The sequence below is a fragment of the Kineococcus sp. DHX-1 genome, assembly GCF_042473625.1.
Taxonomy (GTDB): Bacteria; Actinomycetota; Actinomycetes; order Actinomycetales; family Kineococcaceae; genus Kineococcus.
On record NZ_CP170445.1, the window covers coordinates 2,235,610 to 2,262,392 of the forward strand.

At 75.8% G+C, this 26,783-nt stretch carries 18 protein-coding genes and 1 tRNA gene; 9 read left to right on the forward strand and 10 right to left on the reverse strand.

Features of this window, described 5'->3' with window-relative positions:
* Positions 1–112: 112 nt before the first annotated feature.
* Together ACFEMC_RS10850 and ACFEMC_RS10855 are read left to right on the forward strand one after the other, a co-directional pair.
* Complete coding sequence (locus ACFEMC_RS10850; protein WP_380176225.1) at positions 113–1,276, forward strand: D-alanyl-D-alanine carboxypeptidase family protein; 1,164 nt, start codon at positions 113–115, stop codon at positions 1,274–1,276.
* Between the two features lie 385 nt (positions 1,277–1,661).
* Positions 1,662–3,719: a protease pro-enzyme activation domain-containing protein gene (locus ACFEMC_RS10855; protein ID WP_380176227.1), complete on the forward strand. Its 2,058-nt coding sequence runs from the start codon at positions 1,662–1,664 to the stop codon at positions 3,717–3,719.
* A gap of 112 nt (positions 3,720–3,831) precedes the next feature.
* On the opposite strand, the gene ACFEMC_RS10860 is transcribed toward ACFEMC_RS10855, so the two are convergent.
* Positions 3,832–3,916, reverse strand: a tRNA-Leu gene (locus ACFEMC_RS10860).
* Between the two features lie 134 nt (positions 3,917–4,050).
* On the opposite strand from ACFEMC_RS10860, the gene ACFEMC_RS10865 reads away from it, so the two are divergent.
* The 7 genes from ACFEMC_RS10865 (at position 4,051) to ACFEMC_RS10895 (ending at position 14,184) form a co-directional block, all read left to right on the forward strand.
* A complete protein-coding gene (locus ACFEMC_RS10865) occupies positions 4,051–5,046 on the forward strand; it encodes an AAA family ATPase (protein ID WP_380176229.1) in 996 nt (331 codons plus the stop codon).
* On the forward strand, positions 5,043–6,041 hold the full coding sequence (locus ACFEMC_RS10870; protein WP_380176231.1) for a DUF58 domain-containing protein: 999 nt from the start codon (positions 5,043–5,045) through the stop codon (positions 6,039–6,041). Before ACFEMC_RS10865 ends, ACFEMC_RS10870 begins: the two co-directional genes overlap by 4 nt.
* A 20-nt stretch (positions 6,042–6,061) precedes the next feature.
* Positions 6,062–8,059 carry a transglutaminaseTgpA domain-containing protein gene (locus tag ACFEMC_RS10875; RefSeq protein WP_380176233.1) on the forward strand — a complete coding sequence of 666 codons (1,998 nt, stop codon included), beginning with the start codon at positions 6,062–6,064 and terminating at the stop codon, positions 8,057–8,059.
* Between the two features lie 181 nt (positions 8,060–8,240).
* Positions 8,241–9,275 carry a 3-oxoacyl-ACP synthase III gene (locus ACFEMC_RS10880; protein WP_380176235.1) on the forward strand — a complete coding sequence of 345 codons (1,035 nt, stop codon included), beginning with the start codon at positions 8,241–8,243 and terminating at the stop codon, positions 9,273–9,275.
* The gene (locus ACFEMC_RS10885) at positions 9,272–11,965 is read left to right on the forward strand and encodes an alpha/beta fold hydrolase (protein ID WP_380176237.1); all 2,694 of its coding nucleotides are present in this window, start codon (positions 9,272–9,274) and stop codon (positions 11,963–11,965) included. The genes ACFEMC_RS10880 and ACFEMC_RS10885 overlap by 4 nt, the downstream gene beginning before the upstream one ends.
* Positions 11,962–12,936, forward strand: coding sequence for an NAD-dependent epimerase/dehydratase family protein (locus ACFEMC_RS10890; protein ID WP_380176239.1), 975 nt, complete (start codon positions 11,962–11,964; stop codon positions 12,934–12,936). The genes ACFEMC_RS10885 and ACFEMC_RS10890 overlap by 4 nt, the downstream gene beginning before the upstream one ends.
* Positions 12,937–13,032: 96 nt before the next feature.
* Positions 13,033–14,184, forward strand: a complete 1,152-nt coding sequence (locus ACFEMC_RS10895; protein ID WP_380176729.1) for an App1 family protein — start codon at positions 13,033–13,035, stop codon at positions 14,182–14,184.
* Between the two features lie 372 nt (positions 14,185–14,556).
* Here the strand turns inward: ACFEMC_RS10895 and ACFEMC_RS10900 are convergent, their stop codons facing one another.
* From ACFEMC_RS10900 to ACFEMC_RS10940, 9 genes are all read right to left on the reverse strand, one after another.
* A complete protein-coding gene (locus ACFEMC_RS10900) occupies positions 14,557–16,341 on the reverse strand; it encodes a diguanylate cyclase domain-containing protein (RefSeq protein ID WP_380176241.1) in 1,785 nt (594 codons plus the stop codon).
* A gap of 138 nt (positions 16,342–16,479) precedes the next feature.
* Complete coding sequence (gene csrA / locus ACFEMC_RS10905) at positions 16,480–16,731, reverse strand: carbon storage regulator CsrA (RefSeq protein WP_380176243.1); 252 nt, start codon at positions 16,729–16,731, stop codon at positions 16,480–16,482.
* Between the two features lie 121 nt (positions 16,732–16,852).
* Entirely contained in the window at positions 16,853–17,095 is a 243-nt protein-coding gene (locus ACFEMC_RS10910; RefSeq protein ID WP_380176245.1) for a hypothetical protein, read from the reverse strand.
* Positions 17,092–17,823: a PilZ domain-containing protein gene (locus ACFEMC_RS10915; protein ID WP_380176247.1), complete on the reverse strand. Its 732-nt coding sequence runs from the start codon at positions 17,821–17,823 to the stop codon at positions 17,092–17,094. The genes ACFEMC_RS10910 and ACFEMC_RS10915 overlap by 4 nt, the downstream gene beginning before the upstream one ends.
* Positions 17,824–17,836: 13 nt before the next feature.
* Complete coding sequence (locus ACFEMC_RS10920) at positions 17,837–20,260, reverse strand: hypothetical protein (RefSeq protein ID WP_380176249.1); 2,424 nt, start codon at positions 20,258–20,260, stop codon at positions 17,837–17,839.
* Positions 20,238–22,292 (reverse strand): flagellar biosynthesis protein FlhA, encoded by a 2,055-nt coding sequence (gene flhA, locus ACFEMC_RS10925; protein WP_380176251.1) that lies wholly within the window; start codon positions 22,290–22,292, stop codon positions 20,238–20,240. The genes ACFEMC_RS10920 and flhA overlap by 23 nt, the downstream gene beginning before the upstream one ends.
* Before the next feature lie 250 nt (positions 22,293–22,542).
* On the reverse strand, positions 22,543–22,932 hold the full coding sequence (locus ACFEMC_RS10930; RefSeq protein WP_380176253.1) for a response regulator: 390 nt from the start codon (positions 22,930–22,932) through the stop codon (positions 22,543–22,545).
* Between the two features lie 142 nt (positions 22,933–23,074).
* On the reverse strand, positions 23,075–24,445 hold the full coding sequence (locus tag ACFEMC_RS10935) for an ATP-binding protein (protein WP_380176255.1): 1,371 nt from the start codon (positions 24,443–24,445) through the stop codon (positions 23,075–23,077).
* On the reverse strand, positions 24,442–26,739 hold the full coding sequence (locus tag ACFEMC_RS10940; RefSeq protein ID WP_380176257.1) for an ATP-binding protein: 2,298 nt from the start codon (positions 26,737–26,739) through the stop codon (positions 24,442–24,444). Before ACFEMC_RS10940 ends, ACFEMC_RS10935 begins: the two co-directional genes overlap by 4 nt.
* Positions 26,740–26,783 lie beyond the last annotated feature (44 nt).

Consider the following 26,783-nt stretch of genomic DNA (forward strand, 5'->3'; position numbering starts at 1 on the left):
CGGCACCTCCGACAGCCCGGTGAGCGTCCCGGACGGGGTCGCTCGTCCACAGGCGGGCCGTCGCCGGTTTCCCCTGTGGTCGCATCGTCAACTAGCCTCCACGGCGAACTCGATGCCGACGAAGGACTCCCTCACTCCCGTGCGCCGCTCGCTGACGTCCCCGTTTCCCCGACGCCCCACCCGCTCCCTGGCCGCCGCCGCCCTGCTCCTCGCGCTCGCCGCACCCCAGGCCGGCGCCACGACCGTCGCGCCCGCCCCGTCGACGACCCCGACGACCAGCCCGACGACCACCCCGGGCACGGACAAGGACCAGCTCACGGCCCTGGCGACCCAGGCCGCGACCGCGCTGGAGGCCTACCAGCGGGCCCTGCAGGCCCAGCAGGACGCTCAGGTGGCGGCCGACGCCGCCCAGCAGGAACTGGCCGCGGCCGACGCCGAGCTGGCGGCGAGCCGGGAGCAGATCGGCGGCTGGGCGTCGCAGGCCTACCGGGGCACGGGTGGGCTCAGCGAGCTGTCCGGCGTCGCCGTGCTGCTCGACCCGCGGCGCACCGGCGACGTCAGCTCGACGCTCGCGACGATGGACCGGGTCGGCGGCCAGTACGCCGAGGTCGTGGAGACCGCCGAGCAGGCGCGGGCGCGCCAGCAGGCGGCCACTGACCGCGCCACCGCCGCCGTGGACGCGGCCCGCACCACGGCGGACCAGGCGCTCGCGGCGAAGGCCGCCGCCGACGCGGCGGTCCAGCAGCAGCTCGTCGCCTACTCCGCGGCGCAGCGGACGGCCGCGGGACTGGACCCCCTGGCCCCGGACGCGGCGGTCGTGGACCGGGCCCGCGCGTTCCTGTCGAGCAGCCAGACCTGCGCCGGCGGGATCCTGACCGGCTTCCCGAACGGCCTCCTGCCCGTCGACGCGCTCTGCCCGCTGTACGCCGCGCCCGACAAGGTCCTGCGGGCCGACGCCGCGCACGCGTTCGAGGCGCTGTCGCAGGCGTTCCAGGCCGACTTCGGCACGCCGCTGGCCGTCACCGACGCCTACCGGTCCCTGGCCGAGCAGATCGACGTCAAGGCCCGCAAACCCGGGCTCGCCGCCGCTCCGGGCACCTCTCGGCACGGCCTCGGCCTCGCGGTCGACCTCGGTGGCGGGGTACAGGACGCGGGTTCCGTGCAGCACCAGTGGATGGACCGCAACGCGGCCCTGTTCGGTTTCGTGAACCCGGCGTGGGCGCAGGGTTCCCCCGGGCCGTTCGAGCCGTGGCACTGGGAGTTCGTCGCCGCCTGAGGACTCCTCCGGCCCCCCGGGCGCGTCGCGACGCGCCCGGGCGTTCGACGAGTTCGGCCGCTTCCCACCGCCGCCTCGGGACGACCTGTCCGCCGACCGTGCGGTTCCTGTGGAGCCGGACGTGGTGGTGCCCCGGCACACCGTGCGGCGCAACAGGTCCCGCGTCGTCCCACAGCGTCGGAAACCTTCGCCCTGGAACTCGCTGTGGAGTTCCCTCGGAGCGGCTCAGGAGTTCCCGGTGCGGGGCGTGAGGAACGTCCGTGAACACCCTCTGGATCCCGCTGCGCAATTCGTGACGATTCGTGAACGCCGAGTCGCCGGACTGGTCCCATCGGGGCGGTTCGAGGTCTAGGTTCGCGGCACCACTCCGTGGAAAGGACCACTGATGCCACGTTCACGACCCGCGTCGTCCCCCTGGTCGTCCCCCTCGTCGCGACTGTCCGCCCGGCTGCTCACGGCCGTCGTCGGCGCCACCGCCCTCGTCGCGACGGGCGGTGTGGCGCACGCCGCCCCGGCCCGGACCACGACGATCGCGGGCACGTTGCTGCGGTGGCTGCCGAGCGGCACCGCCCGGTTCGCCCAGCGCACGGCCCCCGCCTCCGCCCCGCAGTCCGTCCGCGTCTACCTCGCACCGCGAGGAGGACTGAGCGCGCTGCAGGCCGCGGTGGCCGGCGTCTCGACGCCCGGCTCCCCCTCCTACGGCCACTTCCTCAGCCAGCCCCAGTACGAGGCGGCCTACGGCCCCACCCAGGCCGCCGCCACGACGGTCTCGCGCTACCTGACCTCCGCCGGCCTGCACGTGGACTCGGTCGAGGCGGACCGGCGCTACGTGGCGGCGACCGGGACCCGTGAGCAGCTGCAGCGCGCCTTCGGGGTCACGCTGGCGTCCTTCACCCACGACGGTGCGCAGGTCGTCGCCCCCACCACCGCCGCGTCCCTGCCGACCGACGTCGCCGCCGACGTCCTGACCGTCAGCGGTCTCGACACGAGCGTGCAGCGCATGACGTCGCAGCGGGTCACCGAGTCGACCACCTCGGCGGCGGCCGCCACCGACGACGCAGCGGACCGCACGGCGGCTGCGGCCTCGGCCGCCGGGGTCCGGCAGCCGGTCGTCGCGCCGCCCGCGGCGTCCGTCGTGGGTCGCCCCTGCACCCAGTTCTACGGCGGTGTCCTGGCGAAGTACCAGGCGGATTACAAGACCCCCCTGCCGACCTTCGGCGGGCAGACCCCGTCCTACGCCCTCTGCGGGTACACCGCCCCGCAGCTGTCGAACGGGATCGGCGGGGACACGGGGACGACGGGTGCGGGCGTGACCGTCGGGATCGTGGACGCGTACAACTCCTCGACGATCGTCAAGGACACCGACACCTGGTCCACGGCCTACGGCTGGCCCGCCTTCACGAAGAACCAGTACTCCACCTGGAGCGCGGGGACGTTCACCGACCAGGAGGCGTGCGACGCCTCCGGGTGGACCGGGGAGCAGACCCTCGACGTGCAGGCCGTGCACGCCCTCCGGCCCGCGGCGGGCATCCGGTACTACGCGGCCGCGAACTGCGACGACGGGCTGGTCGACGCGCTGGCCGCCGTCGTCGACGAGAACCGCGCCGACGTCGTGACGAACTCCTGGGGCGGTCTGGAGACCGACACGGGCGCCGACGCCGTCTTCGCGTACGAGCAGATCTTCCTGCAGGGTGCGCTGCAGGGGCAGACGTTCCTCTTCAGCTCCGGTGACAACGGTGACGAGACCGCGTCGACCGGCACCAAGCAGGTCGACTACCCGACCAGCGACCCCTACGTCACCTCCGTCGGCGGGACCTCGACGGGCCTGGGCAAGGGCGTGCGGAACGTCGTCGCCGAGACCGGCTGGGGCACCGACGTGTTCACGCTGAACGCCCAGGGCAACGGCTGGGTCGACGGCGGGTACCTCTACGGTGCGGGCGGCGGCTACTCCACCCTCTTCCCGCGGCCCGCGTGGCAGGCCGCGACCGTGCCCACCTCGGCCCCGACGGGACGCGGCGTGCCGGACATCGCCAGCATCGCCGACCCGCAGACCGGGATGCTCGTGGGGCAGACCCAGACGTTCCCGGACGGGGTCCGGTACGGCGAGTACCGCATCGGCGGCACGAGCCTGGCCTCGCCGCTGGCGGCCGGCGCGGTCGCCGAGGCGGTGCAGGCCAGCGGGAAGCGCGCCGGCCTCGCGAACGCGACCCTGTACTCGATCGCGCGCAGCGCCTACACCGACGTCAAGACCTCCGGGGTCAAGGGCGTGGTCCGGGCGAACTACGTCAACGGGATCGACCCGAGCGGGGGGATCTCCTACACGGTCCGCACCTGGGGCCAGGACTCCACCCTCGCGGTCGCGAAGGGCTGGGACCCGGTGACCGGGCTGGGACGTCCCAGCGCGACGTTCGCGCGGACCCTGGGGAAGGCCCTGGCGAAGTAACGGGTCGGGACGCGTCCACCGGGTCCACCGGTGGGCGCGTCCGTCGGCACGTGGCCAACGCAAAAGCCCCTGACCTACAGGTCAGGGGCTTGCGCGTCGCTGTCTCAATGAGTGTCCGAGGGGGGACTTGAACCCCCACCCACTATACGTGGACTAGCACCTCAAGCTAGCGCGTCTGCCTATTCCGCCACCCGGACGAGTGGTTCCGCACCGGCCGGGAAGCCCGTGCGAACGAGGAAAACCGTAGCACGGGAAGAGGGTCGGCCACGCCACTGCGCCGGTCGGGCGACCGCGGGTGGGGCCCGTGGGACGCGGTGCCGATGCACGCAGGGTGAGCCACGCCCTCGTCGAACCCCTGCCGCACGCCGACCCCGCGGCGGCGGCCCGTGCCCTGGTCGACGGCGTCGAGCGGGTCGTCCGCGGCCGGCGGGCGGCCGTCGAACTCCTCGTGACGGCGGTGCTGGCCCGCGGGCACGTCCTCGTGGAGGACGTGCCCGGCAGCGGGAAGACGACGCTGGCGACGGCGTTCGCGGCGAGCCTCGGGGCCGACTGCGGCCGCGTGCAGGCGACAGCGGACCTGCTGCCGGCCGACGTCACCGGGTCCGGAATCTGGGACCCGGCCTCCGGCGGGTTCCGGTTCGTGCCGGGCCCGGTCTTCGCCCCCGTCGTCCTCGTCGACGAGCTGAACCGCACCTCGCCCCGGACCCAGTCGGCCTTCCTGGAGGCCATGGAGGAGCGGGCGGTGACGGTCGACGGCGTCCGGCACCGGCTGCCGGACCCGTTCGTCCTCGTCGCCACGCAGAACCCCGTCGAGCAGCACGGGACGTACCCGCTGCCGGAGGGGCAGCTGGACCGGTTCGCGGTCCGCATCGTGCTGGGGCCGGTCACCGAGGACGTGGAGCGGCAGGTGCTGCGCGAGCAGCTCGCGGGGAACCGTCCCGAGCGGCTGACGCCCGTCCTGGACCTGGCGGACCTGCTGCGGCTGCAGGAGGCGACGGCGGCCGTGCACGTCGCCGACGCGACCCTCGACCTCGCGGTGCGGCTGTGCCGCGCCACGCGCACCGACGCGCGCATCCGGCTCGGAGCCGGGACCCGGGCGGCGCTGACGCTCGTCCGCTGCGCCCAGGCCCGCGCCCTGCTGGGCGGGCGCGACCACGTCCTGCCCGAGGACGTGCAGGCGCTCGTGGTGCCGGTGCTGGCCCACCGCCTCGTTCCGGGGGACGGGCACGGCCTCGTCGCCGAGGACGGCGCGGCGGCCCGGACGCTGACCCAGGAGCGGCTCGCCGCGGGCGTCCTGCAGCACGTCCCGGTGGACCTGCGCCGGTGAGCGCTGCCCTCCCCCACCTGCCGACCGACGAGCGGCTCGTCACCGAGCCGGTGTCCCCGGCCGGAGTGCGCTGGCGGCGCATCGCCCTGGTGACGGCGGGTCCGGCGCTGCTCGTGCTGTCCTTCGGCGTCGGCAACCGCTGGCTCGCCCTCGTGGGCTGCCTGCTGCTGGCCGCGCTCGGGCTCGCGGCGCTGACGGCGCCGACCGTCAGCGCTCTGACCGTCGCCGTCCAGCGCCCGCCCCGGGTGGCCGTTGGCGGGGTCGTCGAGGACGTCGTACGGGTCCGGAACACCGGCACCCGGCCCTCGCCGCCCCTCGTGCTGCACCTGGGCGGTGACGTCCTCGCGCCGGTCCACACCGGGGTCCCCGCGATCGGGCCGGGCCAGGTCCTCGCGCTGCGCGTGCCGCGGACGGCGTCCGTCCGCGGCGCCTGCGCCACCACGGAGGTGGTCCTGGAGTGGGCGGACGCCCTCGGGATCGTCCTGCAGCGGCGGCGGGCGCAGGTGCCCGCACCCGTCCACGTCCACCCGGCGCCCGCGGCCGGCCCGGTGCTGCCGGTCCCCGCCCCGCGCGCCGGGGCGGAGGACCTGGCAGGCGTGCGGCCCTTCCGGCGCGGCGACGCGCCCTCGGCCGTGCACTGGCGGGCCTCGGCGCGACGCGGGGCGGGACCGGCCGGTCCCGCGCTCGTCGTCGTCGAGCGCGACACCCCGCCCGCCGGGCTCCGCGTCCTCGTGCTGCCCGCCCCCGGCGAGGCGTCGGAGGAGGACTTCGAGACCGTTCTGCGCCAGGCGGCGGCCCTCGTCCTGACCGCTCTCGGGTCCGGCCGGCGCACGGCCGTCCTCGCAGCGGACGGGACCGCGCGTCAGGGCGTCGACGCGCTCGACGCCCTGGCCGTGGCGCAGCCGTCCCTGCTCGCCCTCGACGTCGCGCGCGACGCGGCCGGGCACGACGGCGAGGTCCTGCTGGCCGGGGCCCGCGGGTGGCGGTCGCTGTGACCGTCGCTACGACTGGGTCTGTGACGTCCGCGCCCGCCGAGGCACCCGCCCCGCCGGACCTGCTCGGCACCCACGCCCCCTCGCGGGCCGCCCTGCGCTGCACCGCGCTCGCCGTCGTCGCCGCGGCCCTCGCGCTCGCCGTCGCGGGCACGCTGCCGGCCCTCGGCCTGGCCGGCGCCGCGGGCGCCGTCGTCGCCGCGCTGCTGCTGCGCGGCCGCAGCGCCGTCCTGGACCAGGTGCTGGGGGCCGCGGGTGCGCTCGCGACCGCCGTGGCGGTGCCGGGGCTGGTGGCCGAGGGCGGGGTGCCGGCGGTGTCGCCGGTGCTGGCGCTGGCGCTGGCGGTGCGGCAGTTCGCGGTGGCGCGGTCGGTGCGGGCGGTGCGGGCGGTGCTGGGGTTGTCGGTGCTGGTCACGGTGGCGGCGGCGGGGACGGCGCCGTCGAACGCGCTGGTGGGTCCGGTGGCGCTGGTGTGGGGTGCGGTGCTGGCGGGGTTGGCGTGCGCGGTGCCGCACCGGGGCGTGGACGGGCGGGTGCTGCGGCGGGCCGCGGGCGCGCTGGCGGTGGCGACGACGGTCGCGCTGGTGCTGTTCCTGCTGGTGCCGGCGCCGTCGACGGGTGGTGGCGCGTTGCGGGGTCTGGGCGGTGGGGGCTCGGGGGCCGGGGAGGCGCCGGTGCGGTCGGCGGAGGCGTACGCGGGCGGGACGTTGGACCTGTCGGCGCGGGGGGAGCTGCCGGCGACGGAGCTGCTGCGGGTGCCGGCGGACTCGCCGTCGTTGTGGCGGTCGGGGGTGCTGGACGTCTACGACGGTCGGACGTGGTCGTCGTCGGGGAACCCGGTGCGCTGGTCGGCGGGGGCCTCGGGGTACGTGGCGGTCCCGGAGGTGGGGGCGTCGGGTGTGGAGCGGGTCGACGACGTGCAGCCGTTGGCGCCGTACCCGGCGGTGGTGAGTGCGGGGTCGCCGGTGGGGGTGGGCACGTCGTCGCGTGTGTTCGACGGGGGCTCGGGGCTGGTGCTGCAGGACGCTTCGTCGCCGTACCGGGTGCTGTCGCGGGTGGTGCCGACGGTGGAGGACCTGGGGTCGGGGTCAGCGGGTGACGCTCCGGAGGACGTGGCGCGGTGGACGCGGCTGCCGGGCTCGGTGCCGCAGCGGGTGCGGGACCTGGGGGTGCGGCTGGCGGAGGGCCGGGACCCGGTGGCGGCGGCGCGGGCGGTGTCGGCGCACCTGCGGTCGGTGGCGCGGTACTCGTTGCAGGCGCCGGTGCCGGCGGACGGTGAGGACGCGGTGGACGCGTTCCTGTTCGAGGACCGGATCGGGTTCTGCGAGCAGTTCGCGAGCGCGGAGGTGGTGCTGCTGCGGTCGGCGGGGTTCCCGGCGCGGTTGGTGACGGGGTTCGCCGGGGGTGAGCCCGCGGCGGGTGGGCGGGTGTTCCGCTCGGCGGACGCGCACGCGTGGGTGGAGGTGTGGGTCCCGGGGTCGGGCTGGGTGTCGTCGGACCCGACGGCGGGGGCGACGCTGGTCGCGGGCGGGTCGGGGGCGCAGGGCTGGTGGCAGCGGCTGTGGGCGCAGGTGCAGCGGCTGGTGGAGGGGGTGCTGGCGGACGCGGGGGCGCGGGCGCTGGTGGCGGTCGTGCTGGTGGCCCTGCTGGTGCTCGGCGTGGTGCTCGTGCGGCGGCGCTCGCGGCGCCGGTCGGTGCCGGTGGTGGTGGGTCCGCCGGTCCGTCGGGGGGACCCCGCGGTGGCGGCGCTGCTGCTGGCGCTGGAGCGGTTCGACGTGGCGTTGCCGCAGCCGTGGCGGCGGGGCCCGGCGGAGGGGTTGTCGGACTGGCGGGCGCGGGCGCCGGGTGGGGCGGAGCTCGGGGCGGAGGTCGAGGGGGCGCTGGCGGTGGTGGAGCGCGCGTGCTTCGCGCGGGTGCTGCCGGCGCGGTCGGAACTGGAGGGGGCCCGTCGGGCGTTGGAGGCTGCGTCGTCCGTCCTGCTGGCGCGGGAGCGTCGGGCGATGGCGGGGTCCGGGGGGTGACCTGGGCGAGCGGGTCGTCCACCGGCGGTTAACCTGAGTTCCCGCCACGCGGGTGGTCCTGCCGCTCCTTTGGCGGATCATGACGGACCTCGTACGGTGAGCCACCGCCGCGCGGCCGACGACCAGATCGGGGAAGCCCTTGTTCGACCCTTCCAGCACCGAGGCTGCCCCCGCGCACAGCGTGGGGTCTCCCTTCCAGGGGAACTCGACGTTCGCGCCGGCGAACGCGGCGTTGCTGTCGATCTCGCACGTGGAGGCGCCGACGGTGGTCCCGTCGTCGTACTTCGACGAGGTCCTGGCGCCGACGCTGGAACGGCTGCGGTTGCGGCCGGGCCTGCTGGAGAAGGTCGCCGGGGTGCAGGAGCGCCGCTGGTGGGCGCCGGGTCAGCGCGCCTCGGACGTGGCGGCGGAGTGCGGGGCGAAGGCGCTGTCGGAGGCCGGGGTGGACGCCTCGGAGGTGGGGATGGTCATCTCCACGACGGTGACGCGTCCGCACCTGGAGCCCGCGGTGGCCACGAGCGTGCACCACGGGATGGACCTGCCGACGTCGGCGCTGAACTTCGACATCGCCAACGCGTGCCTGGCGTGGGTGAACGGGGTGCAGGTCGCGTCGGCGATGATCGACGCGGGGATGATCCGGTACGCCGTGGTGCTGGGCGCGGAGGACGTGCGCTCGATGCACGAGGGCACGATCTCCCGGCTGCAGCGCGACGGGATCACCCGCAAGGACTTCCTCAACGAGTTCGCGACGATGACGCTGGGGTGCGGTGCGGCGGCGGCGGTCATCGGGCGTGCGGACGAGCACCCGGAGGGCCACCGCATCGTCGGGGGCGTCTCGCGGGCGGGCACGGCGCACCACGAGCTGTGCATCGGGGACATGAACCACATGCGCACGGACGCCAAGTTGATGCTGACCGAGGGCATCGAGATCGTCTCGGACGCCTTCGAGGCCGGGGACGCGCTGTGGGGGTGGCGGGACGCGAAGAAGTTCGTCATCCACCAGATCTCGCGCGTGCACACCCAGACGCTGGTCGAGCGGATCGGGGTGGACCCGGCGAAGGTGCCGATGACGTTCCCGACGTGGGGCAACGTGGGGCCGATCTCGCTGCCGATGACGCTGGCGGCCTCGGCGCCGGAGTTCTCCGCCGGCGACAAGGTCATCGCCATGGGCGTGGGGTCGGGCCTGAACACGGCGATGCTCGAGCTGGCGTGGTGAGCGGACGCCGTCTCGCTGTTCTGCCCGCGGTGACGCCGGCCCCGGACCTGCCGGGGTGGGACCCGCGGTGGTCGCGGTTGGTGGACGCGGTGGACCACTCCGGCGCGGTCCGGACGTGGCACGTGCTGGACACCGCCCCCGAGGGCGAGGCGATCGGGACGTTGCTGTGCGTGCACGGCAACCCGACGTGGTCGTACTTGTGGCGGGGGCTGGCGTCGGCGGCGTCGGCGGTGCAGCTGGGGTGGCGCGTCGTGGCGGTGGACCAGCTGGAGATGGGCTTCTCCGAGCGCACGGGTGCGGCGCGGCGCCTGGGTGAGCGGGTGCGGGACCTGTCGGGGCTGGTGGACGCCCTGCAGCTGTCCGGCCCGGTGGTGGCGGTCGGTCAGGACTGGGGCGGGATCGTCGTCTCGGGCTGGGCGGCGGCGGAGCTGGGGCGGCGCGAGGGCCGGCACGGTGGTGGGTCGCGGATCCGGTTGGCGGGTCTGGTCGTGGCCAACACCGCGGCGAGCTGGCCCGCGGACGCGGGGGCCCCGGGGGTGCTGTCTGCGGTGCTGGCGCCGGGGGTCCGCTCGTTCGTGACGTCGCGCTCGGACGCGTTCCTGCGCACGACGCTGGCGCTGCCGCGTCCGGCGCTGCCGGCGGCGGTGAAGGCGGCGTACCGCTCCCCCTACGGGACGGTGGGTGAGCGGGCCGGGATCGACGCGTTCGTCGCCGACGTCCCGGTCGGGTCCGGGCACCCCAGCCGTGCGGCGCTGGACGAGGTGACGCAGGGCGTGGGCCGGCTGGCGGCGGCCGGGGTCCCGACGCTGGTGGCGTGGGGTCCGCGGGACCCGGTGTTCGGTGAGTGGTTCCTGCGGGACTGGCGCGCGCGGGTACCGCACGCGGACGTGCACCGCTTCGCGCACGCCTCGCACCTGGTGCCGGAGGACCCGGCGTTCGCCGACGTCGTGCTGCGGTGGCTGGACGAGCGGGTGCTGCACCCGACCCCCGCCCCGCAGGCTCCGCAGGGCGCCCCGGAGGCGGGGTCCGCGCGGTTGTGGGCGGCACTGGGCGAGCGGGCGGGCGACCCGCAGGTCGCCGGGACGCCCGCAGTGGTGGAGATGCCCACCGGACGCGGCGGCGGGACCACACCCAGGACCACCTCGTGGGGCGAGCTGGACCGCCGCACGCGCGAGCTCGCGGCCGGGTTCGTCCTGCAGGGAGTGCAACCGGGACAACGGGTCTCGTTGCTGGTGCCGCCCGGGGCGGACCTGACGGCGGCGCTGTACGCGCTGCTGCGGATCGGTGCGGTCGCGGTCGTCGCGGACGCCGGTCTGGGCGTGCGCGGCCTGTCCCGCGCGGTGACGGGTGCGGGCGTCGACTGGGTCGTCGGGGTGCCGAGGGCGCTGCTGGCGGCGCGGGTGCTGCGCTGGCCGGGCCGGCGCGTGTCGGTCGGGGACCTGGTCGACGTGGCCCGGGCCGGGGCTGCGCGGCTGGCCGCCGGGTTCGAGCTGCCGGCCGAACCGGACGCCGACGCCGAGGCGGCGGTGCTGTTCACCTCGGGCTCGACGGGCCCGGCGAAGGGTGTCGTCTACACCCACGGTCAGCTCTCGCAGCTGGCGCGGGCGATGGGGTCGGTCATCCGGATCGGGCCCGGGCAGCCGCTGGTGTCGGCGTTCGCCCCGTTCGCGCTGTTCGGGCCGGCCCTCGGCGCGACGTGCGTGGTCCCGGCGATGGACGTCACGAAGCCCGCGACGCTCAGCGCCGCGGCGCTGGCCGACGCCGTCGAGGCGGCCGGGGCGACGTCGGCGTTCCTGTCCCCCGCCGCCGTCGTCAACGTGCTGGCCACCGCCGGCGACCTGACGACGTCCCAGCGCGCGGCGCTGGCGCGGGTGCGGACGCTGCTGTCGGCCGGGGCGCCGGTGCCGACCCCGCTGCTGGAGCGGGTGCGCGAGCTCATGCCGCTGGCCGATCCCCGGACCCCGTACGGGGCGACGGAGGTGCTGCCGGCGACCGACGTGGGCCTCTCGGACATCCTCGAAGCCGGTGCGGGCGAGGGCATCTGCGTGGGCCGGCCCGTCGAGGGCGTCACCGTGGCCGTCGCGCCGCTGGACGCCGACGGCCGCGCCGGCACCGACCTCGTGACGACCGCCGGCGTCGTGGGCGAGGTCGTCGTCGGCGGGGAGCACGTCAAGGAGCGTTACGACCAGCTGTGGGCGACGCAGGCCGCCTCCGTGGACGTGCGGCCCTCGCCGACCCTGCTGGGGTCGGTTCGGGCGGGCCGCTGGCACCGCACGGGCGACGTGGGGCACCTCGACGACCGCGGTCTGGTCTGGATCGAGGGTCGCCTCGCGCACGTCGTGACCACGGCCGAGGAGGTCGTCACGCCCGTCGGGGTGGAGCAGCGGGCCGAGACCGTCACCGGGATCGCGCGGGCCGCGCTCGTCGGCATCGGGCCGCGCGCGGCCCGCCAGCTCGTCGTCGTGGCCGAACCCGACGCCGCGGTGGGGCCGGGCGTGAAGCGCACCACCGTCGCCGATCCGGTGCTGTCGCAGGCGGTCCGGGAGGCCACGGGCCGCAACCTGGTGGCCGTCCTGCTCGTCCCGGCGCTGCCGACGGACGTGCGGCACAACTCCAAGATCGACCGGGCGAAGGTGTCGTCGTGGGCCGAGCGGGTCCTGGCGGGCGAGCGGGCGGGAGCACTGGCGTGAAGGTCCTCGTGACGGGTGCCAGCGGGATGCTGGGCCGCGAGACCGCGCGGGCCCTGGCCGCCCGCGGCGACGACGTGCGTGTCCTGCAGCGGCGCACCGCCGGGGCCGGGTTCAGCGAGGTCCTCGGCTCGGTCACCGACCCGGCCGCCTGCGCGCGCGCCGTCGAGGGGGTCGAGGCCGTCGTCCACCTCGCCGCGAAGGTCTCGGTGACCGGCCCGCACCCGGAGTACGTCGCCACCAACGTCGACGGCACGGCGAACCTGCTCACCGCGGCCCGCGCCGCGGGGGTGTCCCGGTTCGTCATGGTGTCCTCCCCCTCCGTCGCGCACGCCGGCTCCGCGCTCGTCGGCGTGGGCACCACCCCGGCCGACCCGGCGGCCGCGCACGGGTCGTACGCGCAGACGAAGGCGCAGGCCGAGCTGATGGCGCTGGCGGCGGACTCCCCGACCTTCGCCGTGTGCGCCGTGCGCCCCCACATCGTGCTCGGCCCCGGGGACACCCAGCTCGTGCAGCGCATCGCCGACCGCGCCCGCGCCGGACGGCTGCCGCTGCTGGACGACGGGACCGCGCTCATCGACACCACGTACGTCGACAACGCCGTGGACGCGCTCGTGGCGGCCCTGGACCGTTGCACCGACGACGGCGTGCACGGCGAGGCGTTCGTCGTGACCAACGGTGAACCCCGCACGGTCGCCGAGGTGTTCGGCCGCATCTGCGCCGCAGCGGGCGTGCCCGCGCCGACGCGCCGGGTCCCCTCGGCGGTGGCGAAGGCCGCGGGCAGCGTCGTGGAGCGCGTGTGGACGCGGTTCGGGCTACCCGACGAGCCGCCCATGACGCGGTTCCTGGCCGAGCAGCTGTCCACGGCGCACTGGTTCGACATCGCCCGCACGCGGCAGCGGCTGGGGTGGTCGCCGCGGGTCCCGCTCGACGAGGGCTTCGACCGCCTCGCCGGTGGGTTCGGGTCCCGTTAGGGTCGTCCCGTGATCAAGGGGCCGGCTCTGACCCGCGGGCAGCGGCGCGCCCGGGCGGCACGTCGCGTGGAGGAGGCGCGCCGCGACCTCGAGGAGCTGCGCGGTGACCTCACGCCCCGGCCCGGGGAGCACACGCTGCACCGCGCCGCGCGCGTGGAGGACGCCGTCAAGGGGCTGGTGGGCTCCCGGCTGCGCCGCCGCGGCTACCACGCCCGGGCCCTGGCCTACCCCGGCTACGGCGGTCCCGGCTGGGTGCGCGTCTTCGGCCGGGTCCTGCTGGGCCGGGAGGACACCGCCGAGGAGACCGGCCGCGACGGCGTCCGCAGCGTGCGGGGCTGGCGCAACTTCCTCACCGTCCCGGTCGCCGGGGCGCAGGTGACGGTCCGCATCGGCGGACACGAGCGGGTGCTGCGGACCAACCGCGAGGGCTACCTCGACGAACGCGTCGAGGTGGACCTGCCGCCGGGCCGGCACGAGGTCGTCCTGACCGTCGGCCCGGACCTGCTCGACCCGGACGACCTGCTGCCGCCCGACGTGGAGCTGGTCGAGGACGACACCGAGGGCGGCGCGGAACTCCCCCCGCAGAACGCGTTGCGGCACAGCGGGACCGCCGAGGTCGTCGTCGTCGGCCCGGACCCGGTCGTGGGACTGCTGTCCGACATCGACGACACCGTCGTCGTGACCCGGTTGCCGCGTCCGCTGGTGGCGGCGTGGAACTCCTTCGTCCTGGACGAGCGCGCGCGGGTGCCGGTCAACGGCATGGCCGAGCTGTACCGGCAGGTCGTCGCGGAGAACCCCGGCGGGCCGGTCGTGTACCTGTCGACGGGCGCGTGGAACGTCGCCCCGACGCTGGGACGGTTCCTGCGCAGGTTCGGCTACCCGGCCGGGCCGATGCTGCTGACGGACTGGGGACCGACCAACACCGGGTGGTTCCGCGACGGCACCGCCCACAAGCGCGAGTCCCTGGCCCGGCTGGCGCGGGAGCTGCCGCAGGTGCGCTGGCTCCTGGTCGGCGACGACGGCCAGCACGACCCCTCGACCTACGCCGAGTTCCTCTCCGCCGCCCCTGAGCGGGTCGCCGGAGTGGGCATCCGGCGGCTCACCCCCGCCGAGCAGCTGCTGGCCGGTGGGCATCCGCTGGCCCCGGCCGCCACCCCGGAGGACTCCCCCGTCCCGTGGGTGACCGGCGACAGCGGGTACGAGCTGTGGCACCACTGGTACCGCGCGGGGATCCTGGACCGCCCCTGACCTGCGGGGGCGGCACCGCCCGGGAACGCAGGAGGCCGGCCCCCGGACGGGGACCGGCCTCCTGACCTCGGCGCGAGCGCCTCAGAGCTGGGTGCGGCGCGGGTTCGCGACCGTGGTCAGCTCGCTCTCGCGGACGTCGATGACGCGGGCGTCGGTGGTGTTCTCGTCCATGGCGTACCTCCTGTGGGTGCGGACCGTGCCTGTACTTCGAACCGCAGACGACGCTGTCCTCACCAGTCGGTGGCGGGTCGGGACCAGGCTAGCCAGGCCCCCGCGGTCACGGCACGTCCGGTACGGCCGTTCGGGGGGTGAGCTTGGTCACCCGCCGTGCCGAGCCACCCGGACGGCGCAGCGCGTCGACCCCGGCCGGGCTCAGGCGGCGCGCCAGCAGGCCCGGCCCGCGGCCTTGGCCCGGTACATGGCCCGGTCGGCGGCCCGGAGCAGCTCGTCGGGGCCCAGGCTGCCGTCGGTGCGCGCCGCGCCGACGCTGGCGGTGACCGTGACGGTGCGCGCGCCGAGGTCGACGGGGATCGTGATGCGCTCGCAGACCCGCTCGGCGATGGCCGACAGGGCCTGGGCGTCGGCGACGTCCTCGCAGACCAGCACGAACTCGTCGCCACCGATGCGCGCAGCCGTGTCCCCGGTGCGCAGCAGCCCGCGCAACCGGTCCGCGACGTCGCGCAGCAGGTGGTCACCGGCCGCGTGGCCCAGGGTGTCGTTGACGTCCTTGAAGTGGTCGAGGTCGACGAACAGGACGGCGCACCCGCCGCCGCGGCGCTGGGTGCGGGCCAGCGCCGAGCCGAGCTGGTCCTCGGCCTTGGCGCGGTTCGGCAGACCCGTCAGCGGGTCGTGCAGCGCGGCGTGCTCGAGCTGCTCGGCCTCGCGCTTGCGGGCGGTGACGTCCTCGACGAAGGCGAGGAACGCCGGCTCACCCGTGCTGGACGAGGTCAGCGACAGCGTCACCTGCGCCCAGACGGTCCGGCCGCTGGGCAGGTCGAAGCGGCGCTCGCGGTGCGCGACCTCGGCGCTGCCGTCGATCAGGGCCTGCAGCTGCGCGTGCGCCTGGGCGAGCTCGTCGCGCTCCTGCGCGCTGGCCCGCTCCCCCGCGGCCGGTTCGAGCAGCTCGGCGGCCGCGGCGCCGACGAGCTCGGCGGTGTCGCGTTCGAGCAGGGTGCACAGCGCGTCGTTGACCTCGCTGATCCACCCCTCCAGACCGAAGATGAGCATCCCGACCGGGCCGCGCGCGAACACCTCGTGGAAGCGCCGCTCGGAGCCGGCGAGGGCGTCCATGGTCGTGATCGTCTCGGTCAGGTCCTGGGCGATGCCGACGGCGTGCAGGGCCCGCCCCGCGGCGTCGAGGTCGGTGACGGTGGAACGCGTGTGGACCCAGCGCTCCTCCCCCCAGGTGTCGACGACGCGGTAGGTGCACTCGACGATCTCGCCGGGCGCGGCCGCGCGCAGCGTCTCGACGGCGCGCTCGACGCCCGACGCGTCGTCGGGGTGGACCAGGTCGGCCGCGACGAGGTCGTCGACGGCGGGCAGGCCGAGCAGGCAGGCGCCACCGCTGTTGGTCCACTCGACGTGGCCGGTGCCCAGGTGCAGCCGGTAGATGGTGTCCGGGGAGGCCGACATGACGGCCTCCTGCTGGGCCAGCCGGGTCCGCAGGGACGTGCGCTCGGCGACCTCGGCCGTCACGTCGCGCAGCAGCAGGACGGCCCCACCGCCGGCGTGCCCGGTGACCTCGACGCGCAGCACACCCCGCCGACCGCCCTGCCGACCGTCCTGACGACCCTCCTGGGGACCCGAGGTCTCCCCGTGCAGCTCGACGTCGAGGTGCACGCCACCGGCCGCGACGGCCGCCAGCACGGCGGAGACCGAGGGGGCCGGGCCGAGGGACGGGGCGCCGGGGTCGCCGGCGGAGTTGGTGTCGGGCGTGCTGCCCCACCAGTCCAGGACGAGGGTGCCCGGCACCGAGGACGCCTCGCGACCGGTGAGGCGGCAGTACGCGGCCGTGGCCGCGGCGACGTGCCCGGCGGGGTCCAGCACCGCGAGGGCCACCCCGGCCAGGTCCAGCGCCTCGTCCCAGCCCGCGGCCGCCGACAGCGCACCCGGGTGCGTGTGCGTGCTGCTGGTCGTGGTCGTCGTCGTCGTCGTCACCGCCCGCCTCCTGTTCCACCGGGTACCTGCATGAGGTGTCGGTGGGGTCGCGCGGCGGCTTGAGCGTGATCGCTCGATCAGGTGAAACGTTCAGGGCGACCCAGAGGGGGCGTCGATGAGGTCATCGACGCCCGGTGCTCACGGGGTGGGGCCGACCGCCCCGGCGCGCCGCACGATGCCCTGCAGGGCCGTGATCGCCTCCTCGGAGGCGGTGGAGGCGGCGATGTTCGCCTCGCGCACCGCCTCGTACACCTCCTGCCGGTGCACCTGCACGTCGCGCGGGGCGTCGATCCCGACCCGGACCACGTCCCCCCGGACCTCGAGGACGCGCACGACGACCTCGTCGCCGATGACGACGGATTCCCCGGCCTTGCGGGTCAGGACCAGCATGCGACCAGTGTAGGTGACGACGCGTGGTCAGCCATGTCGTTCGAGTGACATCTCCGGGACGCCGAACCGCCCGCCCCCGGGCGGACCGGGGACGGGCGGTGACGGCCGGGCGGCCGGTGGCTCAGCGGTCGTCGCGCCGTCGGCCGGGCTGCTGGTCGGTCTCGGGGGCCACGGCCGGGGTGCGGTCGGCCTGGTCCTGGTAGCCGCGCACGACCGTGCGCACGACCTGGCCGGCGACGGAGGTGACGACGAGGGCGAGCACGAGGTGCAGCAGCGCCGTGTCGACCTCCCCGGTGCCCTGGGCCACGGCCAGGATCGAGGGTCCGGCCAGCAGCAGGCTGACGGCCAGCACGATCGCGGTCATCGGTCTCCTCCACGGCGTTGCCTGATCTGGGTCTGCATGACGTAGCGGCGCAGCCGGTCCGCGGCGGCGACGGGCTCGGCGAAGGCCACGACGACCTCGAGCCGGTCGGCCTCCAGGGAGGTCAGGCTGCGCACGACCTGACCCTCCTGGTGGACGGGGAAACCTTCGAGGTCGAAGGACAGACGGGCCAGCCGGCCCAACCGCAACCAGGTGCCGGCCGGCACGGACAGGGCCGACCCGCCCTCGGACAGGTCGACGAGCCGGGCCGACACGGCCGGTTCCTCGACGGGGTCCTGCGGGTCGACCTCCGCGGCGAGCGGGTCGCCGGGGACGGGGGTCAGGTGCACGCTCCCGGAGGCCGGGACGCGGGCGTACCGGCGCCGCTGCTCCACGACGACGTCGCTGCAGGGCACCAGGTCCCAGGCGGGCACGCGGCGCCGGACGACCTCGGCGATCAGGAAGTCCTGCCGGGACTGCCCGCGTTGGCCGGCCCAGCTGACCGCCACCGGCAGGCCGGGGGCGACGACGTGCAGGTCGCCGCGGAAGCTGGGCGCGGCCACGACGAGCGTGCCGTCGTGCGCGTCCTCGATCCGGGTGGGGATCCGGATGGTCTCCCCGCCGAAGCTGTCCGGCATCTGCACCTCGACCCACACCCGGTCGTTCAGACCGGGCCAGTGCGCAGGAGCCGAGCGGGTGAGCTCGGCCCCTGCCGGGGTGCGTCGGGCCATCGTCCGGGGGCCGTCAGCGCAGGTTGTGGTCGCCGGCGGCGTCCAGCAGCAGACCCGCCCACGCACCGGAGGTGGCGGGACGACCGTCGAGGAAGCCGACCGGGACGTCCAGGGACAGGACGTCCAGCGGGTCCGGGCTCTCGGCGGCGCGGTGCACGGCCAGGCGGCGGGCGGGCAGCCCGACACCGTCGAGGGCGCGCAGCAGGCTCGCGACGGCGTGGCTGCGACGGGTGGCGTCGACGCACACGACCACGGAGGCGGCACCGATCTCGGCGGCCATGCGGGCGGCGCGCTCGGCGTCGGCCCCGGTCGGGCGAGCCGGGATGGCGACCGTCAGGGGCGCGCTCCAGCGGCGGGCCTGGTCCTGGCGGGCCGGCAGCTCGTCGGCGGTGACCGTGTTCTGGACGTCGGCGCGGCCGAGGACCAGCGGGGCCTCGGAGCCGACCTCGTCGGCGACCAGGAGGGCGGCCGCCACGACGGCGTCGGCCTCACCGATGACGACGACGAGCTCGCCGGCACCGACGCGCAGCGGCGCGGGCACGTCGATGTCGCGCGCCAGGCGCAGCACGTCGCCGGTGTCCTGCGGCTCGCGGTAGGCCATGCGGGACGCACCGGAACGGTCGCTGTAGGTGGTCACGGGTTCACGGTAAGTCAGATCCATGGTCATCGCCTCGTTGTCGTCCCCATCGCGGTTCACCGCTCGGTCAGTGGCCCGTTCCACGCGCTCGGCGGCGCGGGGGGCGGGCTGGTAGCTGCGGGCCGGACGCTCGTCCTGGCGCTCGTAGCCGGGTTCGAAACCCTTCTCGTAGGAGTCCTGCTCGTAGTAGGACTGCGCAGCGACCTGCTGCTCGAGCTGGTCGTAGTCGTGGGCCCAGTCACCGCGGCGGTCACCGCGGTCGGCGGCCCGGTCCACGGGCCGCTCGACGGGGCGCTCGACCTCGAACCGGTCGCCGAACTGGTCACCGAACTGGTCGGCGAACTGGTCCTCGACGGCGGCCGGGCGGCGCAACTCCGGACGGCGGGCCGGACCGCGACCCTCGCGGGTGGCGCCGTTCGTGGTCCCGAACTGATCGGACACGCGTTCCTCCGGGGTGCGAGCGGGTCGAGCGTCGGGGTGTCCCGGACGGGGACGAACGGAACGCACCGGCGTGGTAACGGAGCGTACATCACCCGTTACTCCAGTCGCAGGGGTTCGCGTGGCGCCCTGGCGCATCGAGGCCAGGGTCCGGGCGAAGGAGTCGCTCTCGGTCGAGATCGGCCGGTGCGGGCGGGCCGCGCGCTGCTGCGGGGCGGCCTCCCCCTGCCCGGCGGCGAACATCGCGCCGAGGCGGTCGGTGCCGTCCGCGGCGTCCGCCGCGGCGAGGACCTCGCCGAGCGAACGGGCCGGCGCCTGCGCCGGGACGCGCACCGGGACCTGGGCCTGGGGGCGCGGAGCGCTGACGCGCTCGGCCTGCCGGCGCCGGACGTCCGCGCGGACCGCCTCGCGGCGCACCTCCTGCTCGCGGACCGCCTCGCGGCGGGCGTGCTCGGCGCGCTCGGCCTCCCGGCGCTCCATCTCCAACTGCTGCATCCGCTCCTCTTCCAGGGCTCGTTCGGCGGCGGCACGTGCGGTGGCCTCGCGCTCGCGGGCGACCCGTTCGACCTCGGCACGCTCCAGCTCGGCGCGCTCGATCTCGGCGCGGGCCTGCTCGAGCAGCTCGGCCTCGAAGGCCGCCACGGCGGCCTCCTCGTCGGTCAGCTCGTCGGCCTGCTCGTCGGCTCCGCTGTCGGCCAGGTCGTCGACCTGCTCGTCGAGCTGCTCGTCGGCCAGCTCGTCGGCCAGGTCGGCGGCGAGCGCCGCGTAGGCCTCGTCCGCCTGGTCGGCGGCCTCGTCCGGGTGGGCGAAGCCGGTCGACGCAGCGTGCTGGTCGTCACCCGTTTGCGCGATCACACCCCGGTCCTCGGCATCCGCGGCGGATTCCTTGAGCCCGGTCTGCGGGGCCTCGGTGGACGCCCCCTGCTGGGAGGCGCGCAGCACCTCGAGCAGCCCGGCCCGGGCGGACTCGAAGTCCTCCGCGGCGACGGTGTCGTCGGCGACCACGGGAGCGGGAGTGGGCACGGGGGCGGGAGCGGCGCCGGCGGCCGTCTCGGCGGCGTCGGCGGCGGCGAGCAGGGCCTCGAAGTCGAGGGCCTCGCGCTCCTCCACCTGCAGGCCCTCGGGGGCCGGTCCCGCGGCGGGGGCCTGGTCGTCGGCGTGGCTCACGTGGGTCTCGTCGTCCCCTCCGGCGCCGTCCATCTCGACGGTCACCTCGTAGCGTTCCTTGCTGAAGAAGCCGGCCACGCCGCCGGAACGGATGCGCTCGGCGCGGACGACGCGGGCCGCCGGGCCGTGCTGGGTGCGGACCTCCGCGAGGAGGTCGCCCAGGTCAGAGCCTTCAAGAAGCAAGTGCATGGACACCGCTCACCGATCCAACCGTCTCGATCCGGGGGTGGTTGCTCACGTCGTCGTAGGACAGGACGTGCAGGCGGCCCACCGCCACCTTCAGGAGGCGGCGCAGGGGGGCGCGCAGAGGGGGTGCGCAGACGAGCACCGCGCTGATGCCCTGCCCTTCGGCACGTTCCATGCAGGAACTTGAGGAGGTCACCAGGTGCTCGGCGGTGCGCGCGTCCAGGGCCAGGCTGGCGCCGTGCTCCCCGGGGCGCAGGGACTCGGCGAGCTGCTGCTCCAGGACGGGGTCGAGCGTGATGACGTGCAGGGTGCCGTCCTGCTCGTGCACGGCGGCCACGGCCGGGCCCAGGGCCCGGCGGGAGGCCTCCACGAGCCCGTCGAGGTCGCTGCCGGCCTTGGCGCGCAGCGAGAGCGCCTCGAAGATGCGGGCGAGGTCCCGGATCGGGACGGCCTCGTCGAGCATGGCCTGCAGGACCCGCTGGACCTCCCCGAGGGTGAGGACGGCGGGGGTGAGCTCGTCGACGACGGCGGGGTGGGTGCGCTTGAGCGCCTCGGTGAGCGAGCGGACGTCCTCGCGGGACAGCAGGCGCGGGGCGTGGGTGCGGACGAGCTCGCCGAGGTGGGTGATGAGCACGCTGGCGCGGTCGACGACCGTGGCCCCCATGAGCTGGGCCTGGTGGCGCAGCTCGGCGGGGATCCACTTGCCGGCCAGGCCGAACACCGGCTCGACCGTCGCCCGGCCGGGCAGGCCGTCGAGGTTGTCGCCGAGGGCCAGGACCTGACCGGGCGGTGCGGTGCCGCGGGCGACCTCGACACCGGAGATGCGGACCGCGTAGGTCGACATCGGCAGGTCCAGGGAGTCGCGGGTGCGGACCGGGGGCACGACGAGGCCGAGTTCGAGGGCGATCTTGCGGCGCAGGGCGCGGACGCGTTCGAGCAGGTCGCCGCCGCCGGAGGTGTCGACGAGGTCGACGAGGTCGGGGGCCAGGACGACCTCGAGCGGGTCGACCCGCATCTCCTCGAGCAGGTTCTCCGCGGCCTCGTTGGGGTTGTGGGGCGCGGGGGCCAGTTCGGCCAGGGCCGCGTCGCGGGCGGTCTGCTTGTCGCGCTTGGCGATCCGCGTGGAGGCGAAGACGGCGAGCCCGCCGATGACGAGGAAGGGCAGCTTGGGCATGCTCGGGATGAGCGCCAGGACGAGCATGGCGCCGCCGGCGATCTGGAAGGCCATCTTCTGCTGGCCGAGCTGGCGGATGGCTTCCCCGCCCATGTCCCCGGTCCCGGTGGAGCGGGTGACGATGAGGCCGGTGGCGACCGACAGCAGCAGGGCCGGCACCTGGGAGACGAGGCCGTCACCGATGCTCAGCAGGGCGTACTTGTTGATCGACTCCGCGGGGCCCAGACCGTGCTGGAGCATCCCGATGGCGAACCCGCCGATGAGGTTGATCATCACGATGACGATGCCGGCGATGGCGTCGCCCTTGACGAACTTCGACCCACCGTCCATGGCGCCGTAGAAGTCGGCCTCGGCGGTGACGTCGGCCCGGCGCTGGCGCGCCTCGGCCTCGTCGATGAGGCCGGCGTTCAGGTCGGCGTCGATGGCCATCTGCTTGCCGGGCATCGCGTCCAGGGTGAAGCGGGCGCCGACCTCGGCGACGCGCTCGGCACCCTTGGTGATGACGACGAACTGGATGACGACCAGGATGAGGAAGATCACCATCCCGATCACCAGCGAGCCCGAGATGACGAAGTGCCCGAAGGCCTCGATGACCTTGCCCGCGTAGCCGTTGGACAGCACCAGGCGGGTGGAGGCGACGTTCAGGCCGAGGCGGAAGAGCGTCAGGACGAGGATCAGCGCCGGGAAGACGGAGAAGTCCAGGGGACGCTTGACGAACATCGTGACCAGCAGCGCGACGAGCGACAGCGTGATGTTCAGCGCGATGAGGAAGTCCAGCAGGGCCGCCGGCAGGGGCACGACGAGCAGCAGGACGATGCCGACGACCCCCGCGGGGATCGCCAGCTGGGGGAGGTTGCGAAGTCGCACTGCACCGCCTTGGTTCGCGCGGGGCACCCGTTCGGGTGTCCCTCGTCCAGCGGCCGGTCCGTGGCCTGCTGCGGCCGTCCTGGCCACTGCCTCCTTCGGCACTCCGGGGCCCGGGCTTGAGTCACCCGCTCGGACGCACCCGCCCGGACGGTGCCGGGCCGGGGCCGGGCCGGGGGGAACGCGACGAGCCCCGTCGGCCGGGTGGCGGACGGGGCTCGGGGAGCGCTGTGGTGCGTGTGGTGCTGGGGGGTCACCAGCCGCCGGCGGCGTGGGCTTCGGCCTGCAGCGCCTTGTCGATGGCGCCGGCGAGCGCGCTGACGACGAAGGGCTTGGTCAGGTAGACGGCCCCGAGCTCCTCCCCCGCGGCGATGTCCTCGGGCCGCACGCGGGCGGACAGGAAGATGGCGGGCAGGTCGGCGGTCTCGGGCTGGGCGCGCAGCGTCCGCAGGACTTCCAGGCCGGTCATGCCCGGCATGGCGACGTCGAGGACGACGACCTCGGGGGCACCGCGTTCGGCGATGACCGCGAGCGCCTCGGCGCCGGACGGGGCGGACACGACGCGGTGTCCGAGGCCGCGCAGGCGCAGCTCGACGAGCTGGCGGATGTCCGGGTCGTCCTCGACGACGAGCACTCGTGCCACGGGGTCCTCCTGGACCTGGAAGGGGTCGGGTCTTCGGTGCGGGGGTGTTCTGGGGTGGTGCGGGTGTCTGCGGCCCATCGGCGCGCGTGGCGCGGTCTTGAGGCCGACGGCGCCGGCCCACCCGGTCGGCCCACCCGTGGGCTCAGGTGGGAGGGGCTGGGGGGTTGGCGGGGAAGAAGGTGGCGCGCAGGGTGGCGCCGCCGCCGGGGGTCGGCTCGGCGGTGATGGACCCGCCGTGGCGGGTGACGATGCGCCGGCAGGTGGCCAGGCCGATGCCGTGCCCGCCGGGGGCGGGTCCGGAGGTGAACATTGCGAAGACGCGGTCGCGCTGGTCGGCGGGGATGCCGTGGCCGTTGTCGGCGACCGCGAGCTCCCAGCCCCCGGCGGGCAGGGCGGTGACGGTGACCTCGATGCGGCAGGGCCGGTCGGGGCGGCGGTGGCGGACGGCGTTGGCGAGGAGGTTCTGCAGGAGCTGGCGCAGCAGGACGGGGTCCGCCTGGGGGTCGAGGGTGCCACCGGGGGCGGGGACCTCGGTGTAGCCGATCCGGGCTGCGGCGCAGGAGGTCCCGAGGTCCTCCACGACGTGGCGCAGGACGTCGCGGACGTCGACGCGGCGGGGGTGGCAGCGCTCGCCGTCGGCGAGGGAGTGCACGAGCACGGCCTCGATGAGGCCTTGCATGCGGTGGGCGGCGCGCAGGGCGGTGCCGAGCCACTGGCTGCCCTGGGCGCCGAGGTCGCCGCGGTGGACGTCGAGGACGAGGTCGAGGTAGCCGATGACGGCGGTCAGCGGGGCGGCGAGGTCGTGGCCGGCGACGGCGGCGAGGTGGGTGAGTTCGTCGTTGCTGCGGCGCAGCCGCTCCCCCGCCGCCTCCAGCGCCGCGGTGCGGGCCAGCGCGGCGGTGAGGAGCGCGCGCTGGTGCTCGACCTCGGCGAGGAGGGTGACCTGACGGCGACGGCGCCGGTCGAGCGCGGCGACGGCCAGTCCGGCGAGGTCGCGCAGCCGGTCGGCCTGCTCGCCGGTGAGGTCGCGGGGGGTGCCGGCGGTGACGGAGAGGCTGCCGAGCAGGTGGCCCTCGGCGCTGCGCAGGGGTGTGGAGGCGGCGAAGACGACCCGGTCGAGGCGGCCGTCGACCCAGCTGCTGTCCCGCAGGCGCGGGTCGCGGCGGGCGTCGTGGACGACCACCACGTCGGACGCGGCGTGGCGGCCGGTGTGGAGGCGGGCCGCGAGGGACTCGCGGCGGTCGGTGGTGCCCCTCGCGGGGTCGGTCCCCTCGCTCGTGCCGGTGGTGGCGAGCCGCAGCTGGCGGTGGGCGTCGAGGAGGTCGACAGCGGCCGCGGACGCGCCGGTGACCGCGAGCGCCAGCCGGACGACGGCGTCGAGCTCGGGGTCGGCGTCGGGGGTCTCGGGGACGGCGAGCAGGTCGTGGGCGCGCAGCGCGGCCCGTCGCGCGTCCTCCTCGGAGTGGGCGTGGGTGTCGGAATGGGAGGGGTCGAGGTGCCGCAGGGGGCTCACCAGGCACCGCCCACGGTCTGCCCGTCGGCCGGCGTCCCGGGGGGCGGGGCCGGCGTGGAGGCCGGAGTGGAGGTCAGCGTGGAGGTCAGGGGCAGGCTGACGGTGGCGGTCGTCCCCTGGCCCTCGACGGAGTCCAGCTCGATGCGGCCGCCGTGCAGGCGGACGAGGTCGCGGGCGATGGTGAGCCCGAGGCCGGTGCCGGGGACCTGCTGGACGGCGGCGTTGGACCCGCGGGCGAAGCGTCCGAAGACCCCGGCGACCTCGGCCGCGGGGATGCCCATCCCGTTGTCCTGCACCACGATCCGGACGTCGGCGGGGTGGCGTTCGACGCGGACGCGCACGAGGGAGCCGACCGGGGAGAACTTCACCGCGTTGTCGACGACGGCCAGCAGGGCGCGGTGCAGGTGCTCGGCCTCCCCCGGGACGCGCAGGCCGGTGAGCTCGTCGGGCGCGGTGGTGCAGCGGACGGTGCCGCCGCTGGTGGGCCCGGCCGCGACGGCGGCCAGCACGCCGCTGAGCAGGTCGGCGACGGTGCTGGCGCCGCGGACCTCGGTGGTGGGGGCGGACTCCACGCGGGACAGCAGCAGGAGGTCCTCGATGAGCGCCCGGAGCCGGTCGGTGTTGCGTTCGACGATGCCCAGGACCGCGGCGACGTCCTCGCCGACATCCCCGACGGCCCCGTCGCGCAGGAGTTCGAGGTAGCCGGAGATGCTGGTCAGCGGGGTGCGCAGCTCGTGCGAGACGGTGGCCAGCAGGTCGGACTTGACCGACTCGACGTCGCGCAGCTCCCCCAGCAGCCGTTCCTGAGCGCGGTAGAGGCCGGCCAGGACGAGGGCGCGGGACAGGTCCACCGCCACGGAGCGGGCCAGCTCGACCTCTGGGACGGTCCAGTCCCGCGGTCCCGTCCCGCACACGACGGTCAGCAGACCCTGCGGGGAGTCGCCGACGCCGATGGGGACCAGCAGCAGGGCGCGGGCGTCGGTGCCGCGCAGGAACCCGTCGAGCAGGGGGGAGCGGCCACGCAGGCTGCGGGTGTCGGGGACGGCGTAGACCTGCCCGGAGGCGTGCAGCTCGTGCAGCCAGCTGCGGGAGTCGTCGAAGGCGCGCGTGGCGCCCCCGTCGCCGCGGGGCAGCGAGCGCAGCGGGGCCAGCGCGGGGGCGGCCCACTCCCCGGCCACCGGGCCCAGCCCGGAGCGCACGCCGCCGGCGCGGTCGGGTCCGGGCCCGTCCTGCAGCATCCGCACCCAGACGCGGCCGACGCGCAGCTCCTCCCCCAGCCGCGTGACGGCGACCTGCAGGGCGTCCTCGGCGACGAGCTGGTCGCGGACCTGGCGGCCGATGTCGCCGGCGAGGCGGTGCAGCCGGGCGGACTGCTCGGCGGCCTCGAGGAGGCGGGCGTTCTCGCGGGCGAGGTCGTTGACGGCGAGCGCGACGCTGCGGACCTCGGCCGGTCCGGCCGTCGGGTCGGCGTGGGCGCGGCGGTCCCCGCGGCCGTGGGCGTCCAGGACGTCGACGAGGGAGCGCAGCGGGTCCACGAGGGCGCGGCGGGTGCGGGCGCCGGTGCCGGCGACGACGGCGAGCGCCGCGGCGAGGGTGAGGGCGGTGACGGCCAGCGCGCCGTAGCGGACCCAGGCCTCGGTGCTGGTGGCGTCGTGGCGCTGACGGCGGACGAGGTCGTCGAGGCGGGTGTTGGCGTCGCGCAGGTCGGTGAAGGCGGCCGCCTGCGCGGCGGCGCCGGTGAGGTCGGCGGCGCCGCGGTCGGGGTCGGTGGTCCTCAGCCAGGCGTCGATGAGGGCCGACTGTTCGGCGAACAGGCTGCGCTGCAACGGGTCGGTGAGCAGGGACTGGACGCGGGCGCGCAGGGCGGGCAGGGCCTGGACGGCGTGGTCGTAGGTCTGGCGGGACTGCGGCAGGTGCCCGGTGGTGGCGTCGCGGACGGCGGCGTCGGCGTCGGCGAGGGTCAGCTGGAGGGTGGCGTTGGCCGCCTCGAGACCGCGCAGCTGGGTCTCGCGGGTGCGGGAGGAGCCGGTGACGAGCAGGCCGCCGGCGCCGCTGGCCCCCACGAGCAGCAGGAGGGCGACGACGAGGCCCAGGGCCCGGGTGAGGCGGACGCCGACGGAGGTGCCGCCGGCGGCGGCGGCGCGGTCGTCGGCGCGGCGGCGGCTGCGCAGGTGCAGGTCGCGGGCGCCGTCCAGGTCGCCGGGCTGGGGGGCCGGGTGGGGCAGGACGTGCTCGAGCCGGCGGCCCGGCACCGCGCTGCCCTCGGCACCGGCTGCCTCACTCGATCGGCCCACGTCCTGGGCATCGGCGCTCGCGCTCCCCACCTTGACCTCCGCGA

What these genes read in the sequence shown, in the direction of transcription:
- ACFEMC_RS10850 (WP_380176225.1), top strand. Translation starts at nt 113, where the DNA reads ATGCCGACGAAGGACTCCCTCACTCCCGTGCGCCGCTCGCTGACGTCC.
- ACFEMC_RS10910 (WP_380176245.1), bottom strand. Translation starts at nt 17,095, where the DNA reads ATGACCGCGATCGTGCTGGCCGTCAGCCTGCTGCTGGCCGGACCCTCG.
- ACFEMC_RS10855 (WP_380176227.1), top strand. Translation starts at nt 1,662, where the DNA reads ATGCCACGTTCACGACCCGCGTCGTCCCCCTGGTCGTCCCCCTCGTCG.
- csrA (WP_380176243.1), bottom strand. Translation starts at nt 16,731, where the DNA reads ATGCTGGTCCTGACCCGCAAGGCCGGGGAATCCGTCGTCATCGGCGAC.
- ACFEMC_RS10915 (WP_380176247.1), bottom strand. Translation starts at nt 17,823, where the DNA reads ATGGCCCGACGCACCCCGGCAGGGGCCGAGCTCACCCGCTCGGCTCCT.